Below are 23,288 nucleotides of genomic sequence, written 5' to 3'. Positions count from 1 at the left end.
ATGATTAATGAAATTATCTTAGAAAGTAGGGAAGATATGAAAAAAATGTTATGGGTTGTTCTTATGATGTCATGTGGTGCGACATTTATTTCCTCGTTATTCCCTTTATATAGTGAGTATTATCAGCTTAGCAGTCTGGAAATCACCATTTTGTTTGCCGTTTATGCCGCTATCCTGCTGCCGACCTTGTTTGTCGTGGGAGCCAAGGGCAACGCCTGGGGTTTAAAGAGGGTCCTTCGCTGGAGTATATATTTGTCCATCGTATCCACCTTGCTCTTTTTAGTGAGTTTCAGTGTCTGGATACTCTATACGGCAAGGCTCTTGGAAGGCATTGCATACGGGGCTTTTACAGGGACTGCTAGCGCCTTTTTAATAAAACAAACCTCTCAGAAGAAAGTAAGTACTGCAGTCAAGCTGTCGGGTGCTATGGTAAACCTTGGTTTTGGCCTGGGACCGGCTATTTCAGGTTTAATAGTGCATGCAATATGTGCATTTTCAGCAACTTCGTTTTCCGTATTTGTTTCTGCTCGTTATGTTATTGAGTTCCTTGGTTTTTCTGGAAATGTTACCGAATCTCGAAAATTCTCAAGCAATAAAACCTGCTAAAACTAGGATTTCACTCGGTGTTCCTTACAATATTCGTTCCCATTTTTGGGCCTTTATTGGGCTTCCGATTTTTACTGTTTTTACACTAGGTGGAATTGTGTTTACTCTTATTCCTACTTTTACGAGGAACGTTATCCATACCCACAATCTTTCAGTTTCCGGGTTGTTAATATTGTTGCTTTTAGGCGGAGGGGCCCTGATGCAATTCTTTCCATGGCCGCGTAACCCAGTTACACGGATGCGGATGGGGGTTCTGTTTCTTGTAATTGGATGTTGGATTATCGTTACTTCCGGACAGATAGCCAATAAATTTTTGCTTTGGGTTGGTTTTTTCATTCAAGGAATTGGCGCTGGATGGACGTTTCAAGCTTCTTTAAGGTTTGCCAGCCAATTACCCAAACCGGAAGACCGTCCGCGAGCAATTTCGGCATTTTATTTATTTGCATACTCAGGATTCATTGTTCCAGTTGTTGGTGTCGGAATACTGACTCAATATTTTAATTTAAACATATCGTTGATTTTGCTAAATTTGTTTGCATCAGTAATTGTGATTTATGTATTGATTTATTCTGTAAAATTTAATCGTTTTTATTCTAAATTAACGGAATAAATAACTAAGAAAACCGGTTACCCAATACAGTCAGTAATCGAAATCACTTTGGGAAGTGGCAGGATTGAAGATATTAATGATATTATTGCAAATACGTTAGGGGCTGCAGTTGGGTTTTTATTAATAAAGAAATCTGTAAATATAAAACCAGTTGAGGTTTTTGTTTCAAAATTTTCACTGTGAAGTGTATAACACAGCTTGTTTTAAAGTAAATTAAACTGATATGGCCCGGTCTAAAAACTGGGCCATTTTGTATGGTAAATCTAGCTAACCTATCTATATTTTGCAAAAATCCGGTTAGTCCGAGCACCCAGAAGGATATTGGTGAAAATAAACAGTCCCGAACCGATTGATAAAAAGTGCCTAAGCATGGTATAAGTGTAAAGGTAGCAGGGACTTTCGGCTTTTTTAATTTGGGGAGAAGGGTTGCCCTGGAATCCCATAATGGAGGATTTGAATTTACTATGAAAGAAAATTTTTGGCGTGATTTACCACGACCTTTTTTTATACTAGCACCAATGGAAGATGTGACGGATGTTGTTTTCCGCCATGTTGTGAGTAAAGCCGGACGACCGGATGTATTTTTCACGGAGTTTACAAACTCGGATAGTTATTGTCATCCTGAGGGCATGAAAAGTGTGCGTGGCCGTTTGACTTTTACAGAAGATGAACAGCCAATGGTGGCACATATTTGGGGGGATAATCCCGAATATTTCCGTCAAATGAGTATTGGCATGGCAGAGCTGGGCTTTAAAGGCATCGATATTAATATGGGCTGCCCTGTACCGAATGTGGCATCAAGAGGGAAAGGCAGTGGCCTTATACTAAGGCCAGATGTTGCGGCAGAACTGATTCAAGCAGCAAAAGCGGGCGGACTGCCTGTCAGCGTGAAAACACGACTTGGCGATAAGGATATTAATGAATGGGAGGAGTGGCTAACGCATATTTTAAAACAGGATATTGCGAACCTTTCTATCCATTTACGTACTAGAAAAGAATTGAGCCAAGTAGATGCGCATTGGGAGCTAATCCCGGAAATCAAAAAATTACGTGACCGTATCGCACCCAATACGCTGCTAACAATCAATGGAGACATTCCTGACCGTCAAACTGGGGTGCAGCTTGCTGAACAATATGGGATTGATGGCGTGATGATCGGGCGAGGTATTTTTAAAAATCCTTTTGCTTTTGAAAAAGAGCCAAGAGAGCACAGCAGTAAAGAATTGCTTGATCTTTTAAGATTGCAGCTTGATCTTCAAGACCATTATGCAGAGCTAGTGCCACGTTCAATCACAGGGCTTCATCGCTTTTTCAAAATCTATGTCAAAGGATTCCCAGGAGCAGCAGATTTAAGAAATCAATTAATGAACACCAAATCAACGGATGAAGTGCGTGCCTTACTTGATAACTTTGAGAAGAATGTGGACAGGATCGAACAGTGAGATGATAATGCATTCTCAAAAATAGCAGGGAATATTAGCAAAGGGGTAAAGAGATTTATCCCTTTTTCTCTATTCACCATATGTCGACAGGCTATAAATCTATAGAAATATAGAGGTGATTACATGACTATAGGTAGCAATCAAGACGCATCAAGTAAAAAATCGAATAAAATAATAATCTGGCTCTTTATTGCTTTACTTGTCACAGCCGGAGGTACCTTTGGCTACCGCTACTATATGTTGAGCAAGATTAAACCGCCGGAAGGTTTTTCTATAGAAGTTGACAAGGAAGATCTGGCTTTGGCAGGAACAAAGTGGCTAGAAGCATATATTGGGCAATATAGAAAAGGTTATGTGCCGCGTGATCGAAGGGTTGTGGAATACTCAACTTCCCATATGGAAGTTAAAGAAGATGGAGTACTTCAAATAGATTTTTCCATCGTTACAAGGAAGCTTGATGAAAGAACCTCCTCCATCTGGAATGGGGTATTGGAACAAAATAGTGTTAAATGCCAGTGGGTTTTACGGTTTAGGAAAGATGTAACTTCGGATGGAAATTATATTTATAAAGTAGATAAGCTGCAAAGTCCTGCAGGGTATGACCTGGAAAAATATCAAACGAGCGGGCAGAAGGAAAGAGATGAATATAAACAGAAGTTTGAAGCTGAAATTCCCTACGAAAAGAAGCAGTATACATATAAAATAGAAAATAAAACTTGTTATGTTAGCTATGATGAAGGACTTACTTGGAAACAGGTCCCTGTTTCGATAAATAAGCTGACAGCCGTTGGAGATGGAAGGCCCTACTTAAATCAGTTGCAGGAGGGAAGCTTCATAATCACCCCGGAAAAAACAGCTTTTGTTTATGGGGGGACAAGAGAAGCACCACTTACGCTCGTTTATTCAGAGGATAGAGGAGAAACCTGGAAGAGCACTGAGATTAGCACAGCCTTACAAAGTGCAAGAGTAAGATTCTGTAGCTTCCCTTCTACTTCGGAAGGTTATATCATTGTCGCTGGGGATAGGGCTATGTCTCAAGAAATGCAAATAATCTATCAAACAACTGATGGAGGCTCCTCCTGGAAAGAGGTTGGGAAGGGAGCAAGAACAAGCCTTTTGCAATCAGGCGGATTTGTGGAAAGTAATTTAGGCTTTATGAGTTATCCAAAAATACAGGGAGCAGAAACCAATTTTTATCGAACAGAAGATGGAGGCAAAACCTTTGAACCTGTAATTATTCCTGTAGTTAAACAGGAATATCTAGGTATGACACTGGAACCTTTTATTCAACCAGAAACTCCTTATTCCGATAGTGGACAGATGTATCTTTTAGTAGGGCAGGGACCCGAAGGAGACTTCAAGGGAGGAACCTTAATGGTGAGATTTAAATCAACCGATAAGGGAAAGACTTGGTCTTTTGTGGATCTCGTGGAACCGCCAGCTAAAAAAGAAGCAGGTTAGATTAAATAGTAGACATCACTCTAGTTGATAAAATGTAACCCGCTGTCATTTCCATCCTAAAAAGTGGACGTACTGTTAATAAGATTTGGTTTGATAAGTTGAAGTTCAATGGTATTATCAAGAGCGTATGAATAAATAAAATTCATACGCTCTTTTACTTGGTAACGAATAACTTCAATAAGGATAAATGCTAAAAAAAATAAATTTAGGATGGAATAACATGTTAAGAATAAGTAATATAAAGCTTCGTGCTGATTTTGACCCTAGTAGGGAAAATGAACTTTTAGCCAAAAAAGTCCAGAAAATACTAAAGGCTAAACCAGATAAAATATTGTCTTTTAGTATTTCGAAAAAGTCAATTGATGCTAGGGAAAAGAATAATGTTCAGCTAGTGTATTCTGTTGATATAAAAGTAGAAAACGAGAAATCGTATTTAGGCATTAAAGATGTTTCTTCCTTTGAACCAAAGGAATATGTGAATAAGAAAACCCAAAAAACCACCCGTCCTGTTGTCGTAGGAAGTGGGCCAGCAGGACTTTTCTGTGCCTTGGTATTAGCGGAGCACGGTTTAAACCCAATTGTAGTAGAACAGGGAATGGACGTCGATCGAAGAAAAATGGCTGTTGATAAATTTTGGAAAGACGGCGAACTTGAAACGAGTAGTAATGTCCAATTCGGTGAAGGTGGAGCTGGAACGTTTTCCGACGGTAAATTAACAACAGGAGTAAAAAATACGAGAATTCCGAAAATATTAAAGGAATTCATAGAAGCGGGTGCTCCTGGTCAAATTGCTTATTTATCAAAGCCCCATATTGGAACGGATATTTTAATCAATGTAGTTAGAAATATTCGTAAAAAAATCGAACGACTAGGTGGGGAAGTCCGTTTCGAGACGAAAATGAAGGAACTTATCATCGAAAATGATGCAGTTCAAGGCGTACTGCTTGAAAGTCAAGGAAGGTCAGAGGTCATCGAAACCGAGGCAGTAGTACTCGCGATTGGCCATAGTGCTCGTGAGACTTTTTATATGCTAAAGGATTTAGGTGTAGACATGATACCGAAGCCATTTGCTGTAGGTGTGCGAATTGAACATCACCAAAAGGACATCGATTTACAGCAATTTGGCCGCTTTGCAAAAAGTCCACTTCTTGGTGCATCTGAGTATAAGTTGAATGCCCATCTTCCTAATGGACGAGGGGTTTATACGTTTTGTATGTGCCCTGGAGGCCATGTGGTTGCGGCCGCATCAGAAAAAAATGCTGTGGTCACTAATGGGATGAGCTATAGCGCAAGAAGTGGCGAGAATGCGAACAGTGCCTTGCTGGTTTCTGTCACACCCCAAGATTTCAATGGAGAGATTTTGGGGGCTATCGAGTTTCAACGAAAACTTGAGCGAAAAGCATTTGAACTTGGTGGCAGAAATTATTTTGCACCCGTCCAATTGGTCGGCGATTTCTTAGAAAATAGGGGGAGTAAACAACTTGGCGATGTTATCCCAACTTATACCCCTGGAGTGACACCAACGGATTTAAGAGAATGTCTAGATGATTTTATCGTTGAGAGTTTAAAAGACGGTTTGCGAGTTATGGATAAAAAACTTGCAGGATTTATTAAACATGATGCCGTTTTATCCGCTGTAGAAAGCCGTAGTTCATCACCAGTAACCATTAAGCGAAATCCACTTACATTTGAAACGAACATCAAAGGGTTATATCCATGTGGTGAAGGTGCAGGTTATGCTGGAGGGATCACATCTAGTGCTGTTGACGGTATAAAATGCGCAGAAGCGTTAATGGAGATTGAAATTTAGTTATAAAGACTGCAGGGAAGGATTCCTTAGCAGTCTTTTTGGTTTATCGGTGTGCTTACATTGGTAAATCGAACGTAGAATTATACTTTTTACGTGTTCAAATTATTGTAGAAAATTTTTAGAAAAGACTAAATTTATTTGAAATTCACTATGATATTATTTTTTGTAGGTAGTCTTCTATTTTTTCTCCGTCGAGTTCTTCATGAAATCCTTTAAAAAGTTTACTCCTTCGTTTCTGGACAACCCCATTTTTGAATCGCATTATCCTTTTCATTCCAATATGTTTCTTTATTAATTTTAATATATAAATATGCGTGAAAGGAGTGGTAAACCATGTAATCTATTTATTTTCATTTAAAAGCTTTCTGAGGCAATGGATCATTTCGATTACCAATCTACTTATAAAGGAGAATAATACATGGGTCATGATATTTCAGGATTCAATAAAGCAGGAAAAGAAATTGCTTATGCCCGGTTTAGCATGGGGAATTATAATGCTGTCATACTATACAGCTTACTAGGGGCAACTACATATTATGCGGGGGTTAGTGGTTCAGGCAATAGTACTACTTTTTCAAAACAACAAATTGAAAAAGCTTTAAATTCCTACAAGCAATTATATTATAAAACTGATTCCTCTTTGTCAGAAAATTGGGATCTAAAACAAATCTTGGATTTTATTCTAAATTGTCTAGCAACAGCTCAAAAAGAAGAGAGTGTGAGAGTATATTTTGGCTAATATTTTTTAAAGCATTTCATTTTTAATACTATTCCCCCTTACTTACTTCAATCCTACTGAATTGCTCTTATCTCCCCCAAAAAACAAATATCTCACACCTTCCAGAACTAAAGATTCAAAAAAGTATAGACAATCTATCTGATTACACTAAAATAGTAGTAAAATCAGGGAATATAGGCAATAATTAATCAGACAGTTTTGTCTATTTTAAGTTCTGGGGAACAGATTTAAGTGTCTAGTTAACACTACTGGGAGGTACCACGATGGAAATTAATCAAAAAGAGCTGCCGCAAGAGCAGCGTGAAGAAATATTGAAAACATTGAAGACGCGTTTTGAGAAAAATATGAACCGACATATTGGACTTGAATGGGATAGTGTACAAGCAAAATTAGAAGCCAATATTGAAAAATTATGGTCACTTAATGAAATGGAAAAAACAGGCGGAGAGCCGGATGTTATTGCCCTTGATAACAAGACGGGCGAATACATTTTTTATGATTTATCGAAGGAAAGTCCTAAAGGCCGCAGAAGTATATGTTATGACCAGGAAGCGCTAGAGGCAAGGAAAGAACATAAACCAAAAAATAGCGCTATTAATATGGCTTCTGAGATGGGAATTGAGATTTTAACGGAAGAACAGTACCGCGAGCTTCAAACTATTGAAAGTTTTGATTTGAAAACATCGAGCTGGGTGAAGACTCCTGCCAATATTAGAAAGCTTGGTGGAGCTATTTTTTGTGATCGCCGCTATGACACAGTTTTCGTATACCACAATGGAGCAGAATCCTACTATGCTGCGAGGGGATTCCGTGGCTCACTAAGGGTCTAAAATTTTCACGTGATAACGCAGGTCGAGTAAATCTTGTAAATTTTATTAATGAGAGGCGGCTAACCCATTAGGGCGTTGCCTTTTTATGTTTTTGGAATGATTATTTTCAAACTGCAAGGTCTTGAGATAGAAAGGAGGATAAATTCTTGAATAATACTACTGAACGCACACGCCGCCAAATCATACGGAGCTTTATTCATGTGCTGCAAACAAAACGATTCTCTTCTATTACGATTCAAGATATTTGTGATGATGCACTCATCCATCGCACAACGTTTTATCGGTATTATGAAGATAAATATAGCCTGCTTAGAGATTTCATATATCACATGTCTGAAGAGATTATTAAATTAACTAAAAAATCCGAGACAGACATTTTTAAATTACTGGTTGAGTATGTAGAAGAAAACTTTGTTTTATTTGAAAATACTTTATTAGGTTCTGATGGGCACATTCTATTCAAAAGTATGGTGAAAATCGCAAGCGGTCTTTTGCGTGAACATGCAAGAACTGAGAACGACCCCATTGCTAATAAAATCAATCAGTCGAAGTATCCTGAAGTCATTTGTGACTTATATGCAACGTCATTGATGACCATTTTACAGAATTGGATTAGCAAAGAATATCAATATCAAAAAGAAGAGTTGTTTGAGATCTTTAATCAAGTTATGTTTTAATAATACAAATTACCACAAGTGTATTATTTTAATACACTTGTACTCCTTTGCTTATTGAACCCTTCCGTATCCCTTGCTATAGTGTCTAATGTGAGAAAAACAACATGATAAGTTAACATAAATAAGGAGGAACGGTAGGGTGAGACCAATCATAAAAGGCCGATGGGCTATATTTGCGATATGGCTGATTGCAACGATATTGCTTACAGCGATACAGCCGGACATCAATGCTATCCTGCGACAAAAAGGGCAGCAAGGAGCGAGTAAGGATAGCCCTTCTGTAATCGCTGATCACATTTTGAAAAAAATGGACACCAAAAAAGGGATTAACAATCTTATTGTTTTTTACGATAAAGATAAAATCTCTCAAGAGGAAATGAACAAAATCGGTGATGCTGTAAAGGGAATTAGCGATAGCAGCAAAGAGCTGGGTATTACAGATATGATCGATCCTTTCAGTATGCCTGATGCAAAAAGTTCTCTTGTTTCTAAAGATGACACGACACTTATGGTGAGCTTCAAGCTTGATAAGAAAGATCGAGAAGTAGATGATATAAAAAAGGAACTTGATGAAAAGCTCAGTCATGTACCTGTTAACTATTATCTAAGCGGAGAAGATTTTATTAATAACGATTATCTGAAGGCGTCCCTAGCAGGGGTTGAGAAGAGTGCTGCTTTAACCGTTATTTTTATTTTAGCAGTCCTTATTATCGCTTTTAGGTCAGTGGTAACACCCTTAGTATCCTTAGTGGCTGTGGCCTTTTCCTATCTTGTTTCAATGGGAATTGCCGCACAATTAATTGATAAAGCTGGATTTCCAATTACAAGTCTTACTCAGATGCTCCTGATCCTTATTCTTTTTGGTATCGGGACGGATTACAATATTCTCCTCTTTAATCGATTTAGAGAGGAACTAGCACACGGCCATACAATCGACGAATCGATTAGCAACACGTATAAAACAGCTGGTAAAACGATTGCTTATAGTATATTGACTGTATTTATTGCTTTCCTTGCTCTCGTTTTTGCTGAGTCGCCAATTTATAAATCAGGTGTTGTGGTTGTAATCGGTGTTACGATTCTATTGCTTGAAATTTTGACGTTAACACCTTTCATCATGAAAGTTTTAGGAAGAAAACTCTTCTGGCCATCCAAGAATGTAATGGGCCATAAGGAAAATAAATTCTGGGATAAAACATCATCCTTTGGAACAAAGTATCCGCTTCTATCAGTGGTGGTTATTCTTTTAATTATAGGACCGATGGTGTTTTTACATCAGGAAAAGCTCAATTTTGATACCATTGGGGAACTTGGAAATAAATATCCCTCAACAAAGGGCATTAACTTAGTAGCCGAACACTTTGGTAAAGGTCAGGCAATGCCTGCTACGGTTGTGATTGAAAATAGCAATGCATTAAATAATAATGAGTCACTTGCTGTGATTGATAAGTTAACCGAAAGACTTAAGAGTATTAAGGGAGTTAAGCAGGTTTCTTCGGTTACCCAGCCTCAAGGTAAGCAGATAGACGGTTTTTACGTCGATAGTCAAATGGGGTCCGTTACGGAAGGTATCTCCAAAACCCAAAATGGTGTGGATCAAATAAATGATGGATTGAAACTAGCGCAAGAAAAGTTGGGGTCAGCGGACTTTTCTAAGGTTAGTCAGATGGTAGATGGTACGGCAAAGCTTGAGGATGGTATGGGTGCTTTAACCAATGGTTTAAAGCAAATCCAAGCTGGTATTGATAATGGCTCTAATAATTCGCAAACCATTAGTAATGGCATAGCGGCAATAGAAGCGAATCTTTCAAAAGTGAGCAGTGGAGTCACATTGTTAGCTGATAACTATGGAAAAATGCAGGCAGGATACGCGGAGATGGGTAATCATTATCAGGATGCAGCACAGGCTCTTCTTGGGATGAAAGGTGCACTTTCGCAAATGCAATTAATGATGACTGGTTTAGGAAACAGTTATTCCAATTCTGATACTGACGCTAATTACCAGGCATTAAAGCAAACTATTAATCAATTATCTACTTCGTTAGCTCCGATAACACCTGAAGGAATAAAAGCATTAAATGATAATTATAATGCGGTTACTTCGGGGTTTGCGAAAGCGAATAAAAGTCTTGCTGCGATGAGCGGCGGTTTATCCCAAATGGCAGACGGCTTGAAACAACTTGAACAGGGCCTTGGTAAGGCATCTAATGGAATAGGTACCATTGTAACGAATATGAATCGTGTGACCGATGGACTTGGCCAGATGAAAACAGGTCAACAGAAGCTTGCAGACGGTCTCAATGGCTTTAGTGTCTTCGGACAAAAACTATCGGATGTCAATGGCGGGTTAAAGCAAATTTCTGATGGACTAGGACAAACCAATGGATTCTTATCTCAGTATAAAGGAAATAAAAACTTCTTCATTCCAAAAGAAGCATTGACGAACAAAGACTTTGATAAATCATTAAATGCGTTCATGTCCAAGGATCGGAAAATAACTAAGATGATTGTTGTTTTAGAAGCAGACCCTTATTCAAAAGAAGCATTAAGTACGATAGATAAAATTAATTCAGCTGTGTCTATTGGGCTTAAAGGGACAGTTCTCGATGACGCTCACAGTGGTACATCAGGTCCAAGTGCTACAACAAAAGATATGAATGATATTCTGAGTCGAGATCTCAATCGAACAACCACTATAGTCATCATCGGTGTATTGCTTGTGCTGTTCTTTGTCATAAGATCTTTCTGGACACCAGTTTTCATAACTGCATCCCTTGTTGGAGCATACTATGCAGCGATGTTCATCATCAACTATATATTCATAGATTTAAAAGGGTTCGAAGGAATTTCATCCTTTGTTCCATTCTTCTCATTTATCATTATTGTCGCCTTGGGAGTAGACTATAGTATATTCTTGATGATGCGCTTTAAGGAGTACCCTCATATGTCACCACAAGAAGCAATCGTATTGGCTTCAAGACATATTGGCGGGGTAATCATTGCCGCAGTCTTTATACTTGGCGGAACCTTTGCCACACTTATGCCTTCGGGATTGGTACTTTTAACTGAATTGGCGATAGCTGTCATTACAGGACTGGTTGTACTATGCTTCGTACTGCTACCAGTATTTTTACCGGCAATGATTGCCCTTCCGGATAGGCTTGCATCATTATTTTCGAGTAAAAAGCAGGATAAATTAAATTTTGAGGAAAAGGTAATATGAGTAGGACTTAGCCTTAAAAAGATTACTTGTTGAAATTTAATAAAAAACGATAAAAAACCCTCTCAATACCATTTAATATACTATTGAGAGGGTCTTTTTTATTTACGAATATCATGTAACTACAGCCAATAACCATAGTGTATTATATTTGCAAGATTAAAAAATAACCAGTGGAATTGAATATTTTCCTATATTCTCAACGATAATAGGGAGGAAATTAGTAGATATTAAACGAAGTGTTGTAAAGAAGAAATTATAGATAATTAGGAGGGTATTATGGGTAGATTAGTACATTTCGAAATTCATGTGAGCGACATGGAACGCGCAAAAAAATTTTATGGAGAGGTATTCGGATGGTCCTTTCAAGATTGGTCTGAGTATGCGGGAATGCCTTACTTTGGAGCCGTAACTGGTGATGAGAATGAGCTTGGAATCAATGGTGCTTTGATGCAGCGTCAAGGAGGTGCGCCAGAGCAAAATCAACCAGTAAATGGATTTGCTTGTACAATGGGTGTGGAAAATTATGATACTACGGAAGCTAAAATTATGGAACAGGGCGGTAAGGTGGCCATGCCTAAATATGCTCTGCCTGGTATGGCTTGGCAAGGATATTATACTGATACCGAAGGCAATATCTTTGGAATTCATCAACCAGATGCGAATGCAAAATAGAATTGCTAGGTGAATAATATGAAAACACAAGTTTCGGCGGAAATGCTTGAAAATATACGCAAAATCTGTCTCGCACTGCCTGAAGCAGTAGAACATATCGACGGTTTTGGGCACAATACGTTTAAAATCAATGGGAAATCTTTTGTGATTTCTGGTGAAAGTGAAAAAGGATTCAGTCTGTCGTTCAAGTCCGACCGTGAAACTCAAGGATTTTTGCTTCAAAAAGAGCATTTTTACAAAACCCCGCATATTGGGCAACACGGCTGGGTATCCATTCTGAATCCGACTGAGGAGGTTTGGAATGAATTAACCGACCTTCTTGTAGAAGCCTATTTACGTGCAGCCCCGAAGCGGTTGGTTAAGTATTGGCATGAGTTGAATAAAAAGTGAAGAAGGGCAGATCATCTGCCTTTTTTTTAAATTTAAGATTGTTGCTTCATAGATTCGCCCATTGAAATACTGAATTCGCCCATATATGTCCAAGATCCGCCCATTGGAACCCTAAATTCGCTCATTGACCCTAAATATTCGCCCATTGAAGATTTTTTAAAAAGGAATACCCCATAATTGAAGGGTAATTTTACACATAATCAATCAATAAATGAACTTATTCTTTAGATTTGATGCTTCCCATGGACAAATCCCTTACACTGTCATAAACTAAATCAAGGTTAGAGTAGGAATTTTATTGCTACTCTTATTTTTTTGCTATTGATTATACCTATTGTCATAAATGCAGGTGATTAAATGATACATAATTATTCAGATCAGACGATTAGTTTTGAAATTGTTTATAAAAAGCGTAAATCGATGGGCATTACTATAGATGTTTATGGCAATGTTGAAGTTCAGGCGCCTAGAGGAGCATCCGATGAACGTGTGCGTCAAGGTATTGAGGAGAATTGGGAATGGATTCTGCAAAAATCCAAGGAAATGAAGGATAGGGCTTTAGGACAAAAGGTGAAGGTGTATGATCATAGTGAGAATTTTCTATATTTAGGGAACGAATATCCTATTGAGGTCTGTCATGATTTAAATATCGAACAAGACTATGTAGCGTTTGATGGGGATATGTTAAAAATATATGTGAAACAACCTGAGGATGTAAAAATCAAACAAGCCTTAAAACGATTTTATTATCAGCAATGTAAAATGTTAGTAGAGCGGGGAATTCGTTCGTATCAAAAACATTTTAAAACAAAACCGCGATCTATCCGTATTTCAGATAATAACAGTAATTGGGGAACCTGTGATTCTAGGCAGCAATTAACCTTCAATTGGAAATTGGCGATGGCACCGCAGCAGGTAATTGACTATGTAGTCGTCCATGAAATGTGCCATCTGGTCCATCTGAATCATGATCGGTCCTTTTGGCGCCTTGTAGGCAAAATACTACCCGATTATAAGGAACAAGAGACCTGGTTAGCCTTATCAAGCTGGAAAATGACTGTGTAGCTGTAGATATCAATATTAAAGGAGACTTATAGATGGAAAATAACGATATACTTATTCGATTGAGGTACGCTCTAGAAATAAAAAATAAAGAAATGGCAGAGATATTTAAACTTGGCGGAGTGGAAGTTACTGTCCCAGAGGTCATTCAGATTCTAACAAAAACCGATGAGGAAGCGGAATATGATGATCAAATCAAATGTAATAACAGCATGTTGGATTCCTTTTTAAATGGCTTTATTATTTTTAAAAGAGGAAAACAGGAGCCCAAACCAGGACAGGCGGATTTACCAGAACCGACATTGAAGAAAACTGCTAACGTAAATAATCTCCTTCTAAAGAAAGTAAAAATAGCGCTGGCATTAACAACTGAGGATATGCTGGAGATATTCGAAAAGGCAGGAATAACTGTAACCAAGGGGGAACTCGGCGCTTTATTAAGAAAAGAGGGGCATAAAAATTATAAAGAGTGCGGGGATAAATTTGCTAGGAATTTCTTAAAAGGATTAGCATTAAAATATAGGGTATCATAAAAACAAACAGAGCAGTCACTAAGGCTGCTCTTTCATATGTTTAGGACAAGATTTCTTTAACTTTAGTCAGTACAGCACTGGGACTAAATGGTTTAGAGATAAACTCATTCGCTCCTAATTGAAACCCTCGATTTCGTTCATTTTCCCCACTTTGGGCTGATAACATAATAACAGGCGTTTGTTTACATTTCCTTATCTCCTCAAGAACGGTGAACCCGTCTTTACCTGGCATGAAAACATCTAAGATAATTAGGTCATAATTTTCTTGAAGGACACAGGATAATCCATCATCGCCGTTATCGGCTACATTGACATCATATGATTCTCTTACTAAATACATTTTTAATAATTGACTGATTCTAACTTCATCTTCTACAATAAGTATCCTCAATTCCATCTAACCCCCCGTACCAGGTCATTTTATTACTTAATTCGACAGTAAATCTCTTTTTCCCTACAAAGATAGTGAAAAAGATGTATTTATTTTAAACTAGCTTGTTTTAATCTGTTAGGATAGAAATAGGAAAATTTTTATAAGCTAAAGAAAGAACACTTTTACTAAATGACAAAACAAGAAAAGAGGATACTATGGCATCAGAAAGAGAAAAAATAGGCTGGAACTTTGATGACAGTTATGCTCAATTGCCTGATATATTTTTTACCGATACTGACCCCACACCGGTACAGTCACCTGAGTTGATTATCTTTAATCAGCCGCTGGCAGTAGAATTAGGTTTAAATGCTGAAGAGCTGGAAAACAAGAATGGTGCAGCCGTGTTTGCTGGAAACCAGATACCTGAGGGGGCAAGACCGCTTGCCCAAGCTTATGCAGGGCATCAGTTTGGACACTTTACCAAATTAGGGGATGGCCGGGCGATTTTACTTGGAGAACAAATTACACCAAAAGGGGAGCGAGTGGATATTCAGCTTAAGGGCCCAGGTCGAACGCCGTACTCCCGTGGAGGGGATGGCCGGGCGGCGCTTGGACCAATGCTGCGTGAATACATTATCAGTGAAGCGATGCATGCACTAGGGATACCGACCACCCGAAGTCTTGCCGTTGTGACAACAGGAGAGCCGGTATACCGTGAAAGGACTTTGCCTGGTGCAATCTTGACTCGTTTGGCTTCCAGTCACGTCCGCGTCGGTACCTTTCAATATGCTGCAAAATGGGGAACGGTCGAAGAACTTCGGGCTCTTGCTGACTATGCACTTCATCGCCACTATCCGGATGCTGAAACGGGTGAGAATCGATATCTTACCTTGCTCCAGGAAGTGATAAAACGACAGGCAGGGCTAGTTGCTAAATGGCAACTAGTAGGCTTCATCCATGGTGTAATGAATACCGACAACATGACGATTAGTGGTGAAACAATCGATTATGGTCCATGTGCATTTATGGACACCTATGACCCAGCCACCGTATTTAGTTCAATTGATACCCAAGGACGCTATGCTTATGGAAATCAGCCCTATATAGCTGGTTGGAATTTGGCACGATTTGCAGAAACTCTTCTGCCGCTCCTCCATGACGAACAGGAACAGGCAGTTAAATTGGCTCAGGATGAGATTTCTAAATATATGAAGCTGTATCAAAACCATTGGCTTTCAGGAATGAGAGTTAAATTGGGTATCTTTAACGAAGAAAAAGAAGATAAAATCCTTGTGCAAGAACTCCTCACTATGATGGAGAAATATAAGGCAGATTACACTAACACTTTTCGTTCCTTATCCATTGAAAAGCCAGAGGATACAGTCGTATTTAAGACTCCGGAATTTAAACAGTGGTATGAAAAATGGCAGGCACGACTAGGGAGACAACAGGAACCTAAAACAAGTTCACTTCAGTTAATGCGCAGCAGCAATCCTGCAGTCATTCCTCGGAATCACCGAGTGGAGACAGCATTAGAAGCTGCTGTGGATCAAGAAGACTACAGTGTAATGGAGCGGCTGCTTAATGTCCTCTCAAGTCCATACGCTCACTCCCCTGAACAGGATGAATACTGCAAACTTCCAGAACAACCAGCCCAGCCCTACCGTACCTATTGTGGTACATAAGTGACTATCAAGCTGCTTGGTTTACTAATAGGACAAACTAATGCTAACCTAATGTTATAAAGGTAGTATTATTTTTGTCCAAACCATAAAACAAGCATATGAGGGATAGGAAATAGGGGGATTTTGTGTTTATATTAACTGAAAATGCAAAAAATGAATTACAAAATAGGCTGAAACTAGCAGGACTGAAACAATTAATCCGACTGCAAATGCGTAAAAGTTGTTTTATGAAAGTGAAATTGACGTTAGAAGAATCGATACAGACGAACGATACAGAAGTTATTAAGGATGAACTGCATTTTATCATTGATAACGGAGAGTGCCATTACTTTAATCATAAAACATTAGATTTTATCCCAGATACAACTGGGTTTAAACAATTTGAGATTATTTAAAAGGAATCTGATTTCTATTTGAAATCAGATTCTTTTTTTTGAAAAATATCAAGGGTAAAATGATTCTATTTAACCAAATCAGCTAAAATATTGACAGAATTATGAACGAGAGTTACTATTAAATTGTCCATAAAAATTGCGAATGCCATTCGATAATGTCGAATGAGAGGAGAATAAAAAGTGTCAGAACGATTAATCCAATCTGTTGAAAGAGCGGCTGATATCCTTGAATTATTTTTGGTAACAAAACCAGAACTAAGCATTAAAGAGATCAGTGAGAGTTTAAATTTATCAAAAAGTACCGTTCACGGTATCATCAAAACTTTAGAACATAGAGGGTATCTACAACAAAATCCTGAAGATTTAAAGTATCGGCCGGGAATTAAACTATTTGAACTTGGGAATTTTGTCGGAAAACATCTCGATATTGCAAATGTAGCAAAGCCAATTATTAGAGAGTTAGTGGATGAACTAAATGAAACCGTCCACTTAGTGTCCTTACAACGCGATGAAGTGATTTATATTGAAAAGGTGGAAGGACAAAGTACGCTAACTATTTATTCACATATTGGAAAAAGGGCTCCTTTTCATAGTACAGGAGTGGGAAAGGCCATCCTTGCCCATTTAAATGAAAATGATGTAAATAGAATATTATCTTCTCTCAATATGGAATCATTCACCAAACACACGATGACAAAGATTGAGGACCTTAAAGTGCAGTTACAATCCATCCGTGAGCAAGGTTATGCAGTAGACGATGAGGAAATTGAGTTAGGTTTAAAATGTATAGCTGCCCCAATTTTTAATCATCAGGGAAATGTAATCGCTTCGATTAGCTGTGCTGCACCAAAAATGAGGCTTGATGAAAATAAGCTTCCTAAGGTTATCGCAGGAATTAAACGAGCTGCAGCATTGATTTCAAATAGTTTAGGTTATCAAGGCAAAAACACATATAGAGAAACTAGATGAAAACTATTATTTTTTAGGAGGAGAATTATTTTGTCAAAAGTAAAAGTTGCCGTTCTTGGCTCAGGAAACATTGGAACAGATTTAATGATTAAACTTGGTCGCTCTGAATTGTTAGAGTTGACAGCAGTAATCGGAATTGACCCGCAATCAGACGGATTACGCCGTGCAAGAGAATTAGGTTATGCAGGAGTAGATACGGGGATTGATGGATTTCTTGCAGACTCAACATTAGAAGCTGACATCGTTTTTGATGCCACTTCAGCTAAGGCGCATCTCTATAATGCAAAGGTGTTAAAAGAAGCGGGTATAAAAGTTATTGATATGACTCCTGCAGCTGTTGGCCCGTATGTATGTGCGGCAGTTAATATTGATGAACATTTAGATAAAGATAATATCAATTTGATTACCTGTGGCGGTCAGGCTACCATCCCTATGGTGCATGCTGTTAACCGTGTTGCTCCTGTAGAATATGCAGAAATCGTTGCGACCATCGCGAGCTTAAGTGCAGGACCGGGAACACGTGCAAATATCGATGAATTTACGGAAACAACGTCACGTGCGATTGCAGAGGTTGGTGGGGCGAAAAAAGGGAAAGCAATTATGATTTTAAACCCTGCTGAACCGCCAATCATGATGCGCGATACTGTTTACGCTCTTGTAGAAGAAGGAAAAATGGACGAAGCAGCGATTAGAAAATCAATTGCTGAAATGGAAAAAGTTGTTCAAGCTTATGTTCCAGGTTATCAACTTCGCACAGAACCTATTTTTGAAGGAAATAAGGTAACGATCTTCCTCCAAGTGGAGGGTGCTGGTGATTACTTGCCTGTATATGCAGGAAACCTAGATATCATGACCTCAGCCGGTGTGAAAATTGCTGAAGCGTTTGCTAAAAAACTATTAACGAAAGAAACAGTTTGAGCTGTAGAAAGGGGAAAATAATAATGACAAATCAAAGAGATATTCTTATCACAGAGGTAGCATTACGCGATGGAAGCCATGCTATCAATCATCAATATACAGTAGACCAAGTACTGAAAATCGCAAAAGCGTTGAATGATGCTAACGTTCCTTTTATCGAAGTTTCTCATGGTGACGGTTTAGCAGGATCTTCGTTACAATATGGACTATCACGAACAAACGAAATGGAATTAATCGAAGCAGCCGTATCTGTTGCCGATAAATCTAAAATCGCTGTTCTACTTTTACCAGGGATCGGAACGCTCCATGAATTAAAAGAAGCAGCAAACTTAGGAGCAAAAATGGCGCGTATTGCCACACATGTTACCGAAGCCGATGTTGCTCCACAACATATTGCTTATGCTAAAGAATTAGGAATGGAAACAGTTGGCTTTTTAATGATGAACCATATGGCACCTGTTACTAAATTAGTAGAACAAGCCAAGCTAATGGAAAGCTATGGAGCAGATACCGTTTATGTGGTTGACTCTGCTGGTTATTTACTTCCAAATCAAGTTAGCGAACGTATTCGTGCACTTAAAGAATCAATTGGCGTTAATGTAGGGTTCCATGGTCATAACAATTTATCACTTGCAATGGCCAATACACTTGCTGCCATCGAAGCAGGAGCTACGCGTATTGACGGCAGCGTTCGTTGTTTAGGTGCCGGTGCTGGTAATACACAAACAGAAGTACTCGTTGCCGTTTGTGAACGGATGGGAATTAATACAGGGGTAGATTTATATAAAATAATGGACTTGGCTGAAGATATTGTGGCACCAATTTTATCAGTACCACAAGAAATCACAAAAGACAGCTTAACACTAGGATATGCAGGGGTGTACTCAAGCTTTGCACTTCATGCCAAACGTGCTGCGGCAAAATTTGGCGTGGATTCACGTGATATTCTTATTGAATTAGGAAAACGTAAAGTAGTTGGCGGACAAGAGGATATGATTGTTGAAGTGGCCGCTGAAATTGCTAAAAACCAATCTAAAATTGTTCTAGCATAATCATTACTGCTAGATTAATAGAGATTTTAAAAATGAAGAAAGGGTTTGGAAGAGGTGGACTGCCATGTTCACGCTTCCTGTTCCACCCTTGCTCTTGCAATGATAGAATGATAGACATAATACCAAGTAATCCTCCAATTAATTGTGGATTAACTATATAGAATATATTACAAAAAACAACACTTTGAGCAAAGTGTTGTTTTTTTATTAACTGAATGCTAATTTACCCGATTTTTTAACTTATGATGCAATTGATTTAATCGCTCCATTAACTGTTTATATTCTTCGAGTTCGATGTGACAGGATTGAATTTCTTTACTGATAATATTTGTAATCGCTTGTTTTTGTTCCAGTGCTTTTGCTTCTAAATGGATAAAGACTCTTCGTTCATCCGCCTTAGAACGTTCTTTTCTGAGCCAGCCATTTGCTTCCATTCTTGTCAGCATGGGTGTTAATGTGCCCGTACCTAAACTCAACTTTTCACCTAGTTCTTTTACCGTTACACTATCAGTTTCCCAAAGTGATAATAGAACCAAGTATTGAGGATAAGTTAAGTTGAATGGTTGTAGTGCACTTGTATATAATTTGTTGAATTCACTTGCTGTTTCGTAAACGGCAAAGCATAGTTGATTTTCTAATAATATAAATTCTTCCAAGATGGTCACCTTACTTTAAAAATTATGACAATAATTTTTTTATATCTTTCTCAATTCTGCTTGGTTCTGTTGTTGGTGCATAGCGTTCAATCACCTGACCCTTTTGGTCGACAAGAAATTTAGTGAAATTCCATTTGATATTTTTAGTAAGTGTTCCTGGTTTCTGGTTTTTTAAATAAGTAAATAATGGATCGGCATTTTTACCGTTGACATCGACCTTTGCAAACATTGGAAAGGTGACACCATAATTTAACTGGCAAAACTGAGTTGTCTCATCGATATCAGCAAATTCTTGATTGTTGAATTGATCACATGGGAAGCCCAAAATTTCCAAGCCCTGCTCATGGTATTTTTCATTTAGTTCCTGAAGTCCTTTGAATTGGGGTGTGAAACCACATTTACTGGCCGTATTCACAATAAGCATTAGCTTGCCCTCATAATCCATTAATGATTTTTCTTCACCATTAGTCGTCTTTACACTAATATCATAAATTGTTGTCATTTTATCTTCTCCTTTATTTTCTGAAATATATTTAGTTAAGATTAAATCGTTTACGATTTAATCTTACGCGATTTAATTTAAAATTGCAAGTTTACGTTTAATCTTTTGAACAAGGGATATCTGATTATGGAAAGGAGAACGATAAAAGTGAAAAGGAGGTTTTCTAGATGGATTTAAATTTGTTTAATCATAAAGATGCTGAAGAAAAAGAATTACTTAAAGAGGTTCTTAAAGAATCACTTGAAACAGAAGAGGATTTAATGCGGACCTATCTGATTACAGCAGAGCGGATTCATGAGGATGAAGAATTAAAGGAACGTCTCGAAAACTTTGCTGAAGGAAATGCAAAGAGGACAAAACAGTTGATTGATGAAATAAATGAAATCGAGGAATAAAAATAAGTGGTGTAGCTTAGGAGCCAATAGGCACCATTTATTTTTTTGATTTTAAATGCAATCGGTTACCGCTATTATCCAATCATAACCCTCTCATTAATAAACCAAAATAAGATGGTTCACTTATTCATTCCAAAGGAGTTGGTTGTGGTTGAAATGGCACAAGACGATACTTTCAATGATTCAACAGCGGCAAGATAAGAAGGTGGCCTTAGCTGTTGACACTTCCACGAATGAAGCCCCAAGCATTTTAATCAATAACATAGTAAAACTGTTTGAGCAGGTTAAACCAGATACAATATTGGTACAAGCAGATTTTAAAATTAGAAGTACCTCACCAGTTAAAAGTGATACAATTAAATACCATACACATGGGAAATCATCATACACTTTGGTGCTTGAGTGGGCAAATGAGGAAAAAATCGATACACTGTTTTATATTACCGATGTCACTGGCTTTATTTCAGAGGACATAGAAAATGTTAGTTATGAAATGATCTGGCTAGTACCTGGTGCAATTTTGCCACGGGTTCCATTTGGGAAAGCAATTAAGGTAGCATAAAAAGAAATCCCCCACCTAATAGTGGGGGATGAACTCGTAAGTTAGGAGCAATCGATGAAAGAATATTATTATGATAAATTGATGGGGATAAAAACGGGAGGGGATCAAAAGGGTTTTCATAAGTCTTTTCATTATCATCGTTATGAGCCTACCCCATACAGTGCATTAGAGGAATTATTTAAGCATTATCAAGTGAGCAGCAATGATCGAATCGTTGACTTTGGTTGTGGAAAAGGGCGACTAAACTTTTTTATCCACTACCATTTTCATGCAACAGTTGTTGGAATCGAGATGAATGAGGAATTCTACCATGAAGCACTTAAAAACCGAACTCATTTTGTAAAGACAACCCACTTGAGTAATAGGCAGATTTATTTTCACAACTGCCTTGCCGAAGAATATCAGATCAATCCTTTAGACAATCGTTTTTACTTCTTTAATCCCTTTTCTGTTCAAATCTTTATGAAAATTATAAATCATATTTTAATTTCCGTTGAAAAAGTGAAACGGGATGTAGAGCTCATTTTATATTATCCATCAGAGGATTATATTTATTACTTAGAAAATGATACATCTTTTCAATTAAGTAAAGAAATTATTCTCCCTTTCGTCCATGTGAATAACCCAAATGAGCGATTTTTAATCTATCAATTAAATGAATAGCTAGTCATTAACTTGTTAATTTCATTGTCTAAGTTAGTAAAGGGATTATCAAGCAATCGGTCTGGAATGAGGAAATAACTACAGTTGCTGCTGCTTAAATAGCTATAAATGATTTGTGCAAAGTCTATCTCATCCCTACTGATTTTCATAAAGGGTTTGTTCTCATTTTTTATAAAGGCAGTTAAAATATTGGATTTGAGTACTTGGTGAGCCGATTCAATCTCAGATGATTTGAATTTTTCGCTGAACATGATTCTATTTCCCTTGATAAGGAATAATTTGAAAGACATGTCTGTTAAGTGTTCGATAACAGCTATGTTTTTATTGCCCTCCGTAAATTCAATCACTTTTTCCTTTTGGAGGAGAGAGTGGATTGCCTCTAAGGTGTCTCTGTATTTTCCCGCAATTTCAAAATCGAATTTTTCAGAGGCCTCCTGCATTCTTTGTTCCATCTCGCTGAGGAGACTTATATCTAAGCCTTGAAATATTGCAATAATTTTGTTTATCCTCTCATTGTACTGATCAAGTGCAGCCCCACCCATACACATCCCCAGACACAATCCCAGGGAATAGTTTAAACAAGGAGTATTCTTATTAGAAGGGCTACTACAGTTTACCCTATAGAAATCTTTCATTCCTAGAAGCGCCTTTTCGACGGTATGTTTGCTTTTATAAGGACCAAAATAGAGACTGTCTTGCTTATCGGCGTCTTTACAAATTTCTATTCGTTGGTAGTCTCCATCCTTGTAAATTCTGATGTAGATATAGGATTGAGGATTTTTCATCATCCGATTAAAAATAGGCTTGATTTCTTTGATTAGTTTACATTCAAGCATGAAGGCTTCAAATTCTGTATCAGTAAGGATATAGTCAAAGTCCTTAAGGGCAGCTTTGAGTTTTATTATTTTTTGAGGATGAGACTTTGAATTTTGAAAGTATGAACGGACGCGATTTTTAAGATTCTTCGCCTTTCCTACATAGATAATTTGTGCGTTGGCGTCTTTCATTAGATATACTCCGGGGAAAGTGGGAAGGTTGTTCACCTTTTCTTTTAAATTCATAT

Annotated in this window: 25 protein-coding genes; 21 read left to right on the top strand and 4 right to left on the bottom strand. The window is 37.9% G+C overall.

The features are described from left to right. The 13 genes from V7121_RS00380 (at position 1) to V7121_RS00320 (ending at position 14,055) form a co-directional block, all read left to right on the top strand. Positions 1-606 (top strand): MFS transporter, encoded by a 606-nt coding sequence (locus V7121_RS00380; RefSeq protein ID WP_335502366.1) that lies wholly within the window; start codon positions 1-3, stop codon positions 604-606. After that, the gene (locus V7121_RS00375; RefSeq protein ID WP_335502381.1) at positions 533-1,216 is read left to right on the top strand and encodes an MFS transporter; all 684 of its coding nucleotides are present in this window, start codon (positions 533-535) and stop codon (positions 1,214-1,216) included. The genes V7121_RS00380 and V7121_RS00375 overlap by 74 nt, the downstream gene beginning before the upstream one ends. 464 nt (positions 1,217-1,680) lie before the next feature. Then, positions 1,681-2,658 carry a tRNA dihydrouridine synthase gene (locus V7121_RS00370; RefSeq protein WP_335545432.1) on the top strand — a complete coding sequence of 326 codons (978 nt, stop codon included), beginning with the start codon at positions 1,681-1,683 and terminating at the stop codon, positions 2,656-2,658. 123 nt (positions 2,659-2,781) lie between these two features. Further along, positions 2,782-4,119, top strand: coding sequence for a WD40/YVTN/BNR-like repeat-containing protein (locus V7121_RS00365; RefSeq protein ID WP_335502364.1), 1,338 nt, complete (start codon positions 2,782-2,784; stop codon positions 4,117-4,119). Positions 4,120-4,339: 220 nt separating this feature from the next. Then, complete coding sequence (locus V7121_RS00360) at positions 4,340-5,929, top strand: NAD(P)/FAD-dependent oxidoreductase (protein WP_335502363.1); 1,590 nt, start codon at positions 4,340-4,342, stop codon at positions 5,927-5,929. 418 nt (positions 5,930-6,347) lie between these two features. Continuing rightward, positions 6,348-6,668, top strand: coding sequence for a hypothetical protein (locus V7121_RS00355; RefSeq protein WP_335502361.1), 321 nt, complete (start codon positions 6,348-6,350; stop codon positions 6,666-6,668). 263 nt (positions 6,669-6,931) lie between these two features. Beyond that, positions 6,932-7,498: a DUF4256 domain-containing protein gene (locus tag V7121_RS00350; protein ID WP_335502359.1), complete on the top strand. Its 567-nt coding sequence runs from the start codon at positions 6,932-6,934 to the stop codon at positions 7,496-7,498. A gap of 146 nt (positions 7,499-7,644) precedes the next feature. Beyond that, on the top strand, positions 7,645-8,175 hold the full coding sequence (locus V7121_RS00345; protein ID WP_335502357.1) for a TetR/AcrR family transcriptional regulator: 531 nt from the start codon (positions 7,645-7,647) through the stop codon (positions 8,173-8,175). 139 nt (positions 8,176-8,314) lie between these two features. After that, positions 8,315-11,398 carry an MMPL family transporter gene (locus V7121_RS00340; protein WP_335502355.1) on the top strand — a complete coding sequence of 1,028 codons (3,084 nt, stop codon included), beginning with the start codon at positions 8,315-8,317 and terminating at the stop codon, positions 11,396-11,398. A 276-nt stretch (positions 11,399-11,674) separates the two neighbouring features. Continuing rightward, positions 11,675-12,070 (top strand): VOC family protein, encoded by a 396-nt coding sequence (locus V7121_RS00335; RefSeq protein WP_335502353.1) that lies wholly within the window; start codon positions 11,675-11,677, stop codon positions 12,068-12,070. 18 nt (positions 12,071-12,088) lie between these two features. After that, positions 12,089-12,460, top strand: a complete 372-nt coding sequence (locus V7121_RS00330) for an MmcQ/YjbR family DNA-binding protein (protein ID WP_335502351.1) — start codon at positions 12,089-12,091, stop codon at positions 12,458-12,460. Positions 12,461-12,817: 357 nt separating this feature from the next. Continuing rightward, the gene (locus tag V7121_RS00325) at positions 12,818-13,525 is read left to right on the top strand and encodes a M48 family metallopeptidase (protein WP_335502349.1); all 708 of its coding nucleotides are present in this window, start codon (positions 12,818-12,820) and stop codon (positions 13,523-13,525) included. A 32-nt stretch (positions 13,526-13,557) separates the two neighbouring features. Beyond that, a complete protein-coding gene (locus tag V7121_RS00320; RefSeq protein ID WP_335502347.1) occupies positions 13,558-14,055 on the top strand; it encodes a DUF1456 family protein in 498 nt (165 codons plus the stop codon). A 40-nt stretch (positions 14,056-14,095) separates the two neighbouring features. Here the strand turns inward: V7121_RS00320 and V7121_RS00315 are convergent, their stop codons facing one another. Beyond that, positions 14,096-14,446, bottom strand: coding sequence for a response regulator transcription factor (locus tag V7121_RS00315; RefSeq protein ID WP_335545338.1), 351 nt, complete (start codon positions 14,444-14,446; stop codon positions 14,096-14,098). Between the two features lie 197 nt (positions 14,447-14,643). Between V7121_RS00315 and V7121_RS00310 the strand changes: the two genes are divergently transcribed. The 5 genes from V7121_RS00310 to dmpG all read left to right on the top strand — a co-directional run bounded on the left by V7121_RS00310 (position 14,644) and on the right by dmpG (position 19,447). Further along, positions 14,644-16,113, top strand: a complete 1,470-nt coding sequence (locus V7121_RS00310; protein ID WP_335545337.1) for a protein adenylyltransferase SelO — start codon at positions 14,644-14,646, stop codon at positions 16,111-16,113. A gap of 125 nt (positions 16,114-16,238) precedes the next feature. Next, positions 16,239-16,508, top strand: a complete 270-nt coding sequence (locus V7121_RS00305) for an iron-sulfur cluster biosynthesis (RefSeq protein ID WP_335502340.1) — start codon at positions 16,239-16,241, stop codon at positions 16,506-16,508. A gap of 180 nt (positions 16,509-16,688) precedes the next feature. Then, on the top strand, positions 16,689-17,477 hold the full coding sequence (locus V7121_RS00300; RefSeq protein WP_335502338.1) for an IclR family transcriptional regulator: 789 nt from the start codon (positions 16,689-16,691) through the stop codon (positions 17,475-17,477). A gap of 30 nt (positions 17,478-17,507) precedes the next feature. Beyond that, positions 17,508-18,395 (top strand): acetaldehyde dehydrogenase (acetylating), encoded by an 888-nt coding sequence (locus V7121_RS00295; protein ID WP_335502336.1) that lies wholly within the window; start codon positions 17,508-17,510, stop codon positions 18,393-18,395. 23 nt (positions 18,396-18,418) lie between these two features. Next, positions 18,419-19,447: a 4-hydroxy-2-oxovalerate aldolase gene (gene dmpG / locus V7121_RS00290; protein WP_335502335.1), complete on the top strand. Its 1,029-nt coding sequence runs from the start codon at positions 18,419-18,421 to the stop codon at positions 19,445-19,447. A 218-nt stretch (positions 19,448-19,665) separates the two neighbouring features. Here dmpG and V7121_RS00285 read toward each other — a convergent pair whose 3' ends face one another. Both V7121_RS00285 and V7121_RS00280 read right to left on the bottom strand, forming a co-directional pair. After that, complete coding sequence (locus V7121_RS00285; RefSeq protein WP_420490689.1) at positions 19,666-20,103, bottom strand: MarR family winged helix-turn-helix transcriptional regulator; 438 nt, start codon at positions 20,101-20,103, stop codon at positions 19,666-19,668. Between the two features lie 22 nt (positions 20,104-20,125). Continuing rightward, positions 20,126-20,605 carry a glutathione peroxidase gene (locus V7121_RS00280; protein WP_335502331.1) on the bottom strand — a complete coding sequence of 160 codons (480 nt, stop codon included), beginning with the start codon at positions 20,603-20,605 and terminating at the stop codon, positions 20,126-20,128. 167 nt (positions 20,606-20,772) lie between these two features. Between V7121_RS00280 and V7121_RS00275 the strand changes: the two genes are divergently transcribed. The 3 genes from V7121_RS00275 to V7121_RS00265 all read left to right on the top strand — a co-directional run bounded on the left by V7121_RS00275 (position 20,773) and on the right by V7121_RS00265 (position 22,225). Next, the gene (locus V7121_RS00275; RefSeq protein WP_335545333.1) at positions 20,773-21,000 is read left to right on the top strand and encodes a hypothetical protein; all 228 of its coding nucleotides are present in this window, start codon (positions 20,773-20,775) and stop codon (positions 20,998-21,000) included. A 178-nt stretch (positions 21,001-21,178) separates the two neighbouring features. Next, the gene (locus V7121_RS00270; protein ID WP_420490635.1) at positions 21,179-21,562 is read left to right on the top strand and encodes a VWA-like domain-containing protein; all 384 of its coding nucleotides are present in this window, start codon (positions 21,179-21,181) and stop codon (positions 21,560-21,562) included. Positions 21,563-21,616: 54 nt separating this feature from the next. Further along, positions 21,617-22,225 (top strand): methyltransferase, encoded by a 609-nt coding sequence (locus tag V7121_RS00265; protein ID WP_335502324.1) that lies wholly within the window; start codon positions 21,617-21,619, stop codon positions 22,223-22,225. Here the strand turns inward: V7121_RS00265 and V7121_RS00260 are convergent. After that, the gene (locus tag V7121_RS00260) at positions 22,210-23,286 is read right to left on the bottom strand and encodes a UvrB/UvrC motif-containing protein (protein WP_335545332.1); all 1,077 of its coding nucleotides are present in this window, start codon (positions 23,284-23,286) and stop codon (positions 22,210-22,212) included. The two genes, V7121_RS00265 and V7121_RS00260, sit on opposite strands and share 16 nt — an antisense overlap. Positions 23,287-23,288: the final 2 nt, after the last annotated feature.

The sequence above is a fragment of the Neobacillus drentensis genome (genome assembly GCF_036962125.1).
Taxonomy (GTDB): domain Bacteria; phylum Bacillota; class Bacilli; order Bacillales; family Cytobacillaceae; genus Neobacillus; species Neobacillus drentensis_B.
The sequence above is the reverse complement of the archived record's forward strand: the minus strand, read 5'-3'. Positions and strand labels throughout refer to the sequence as shown.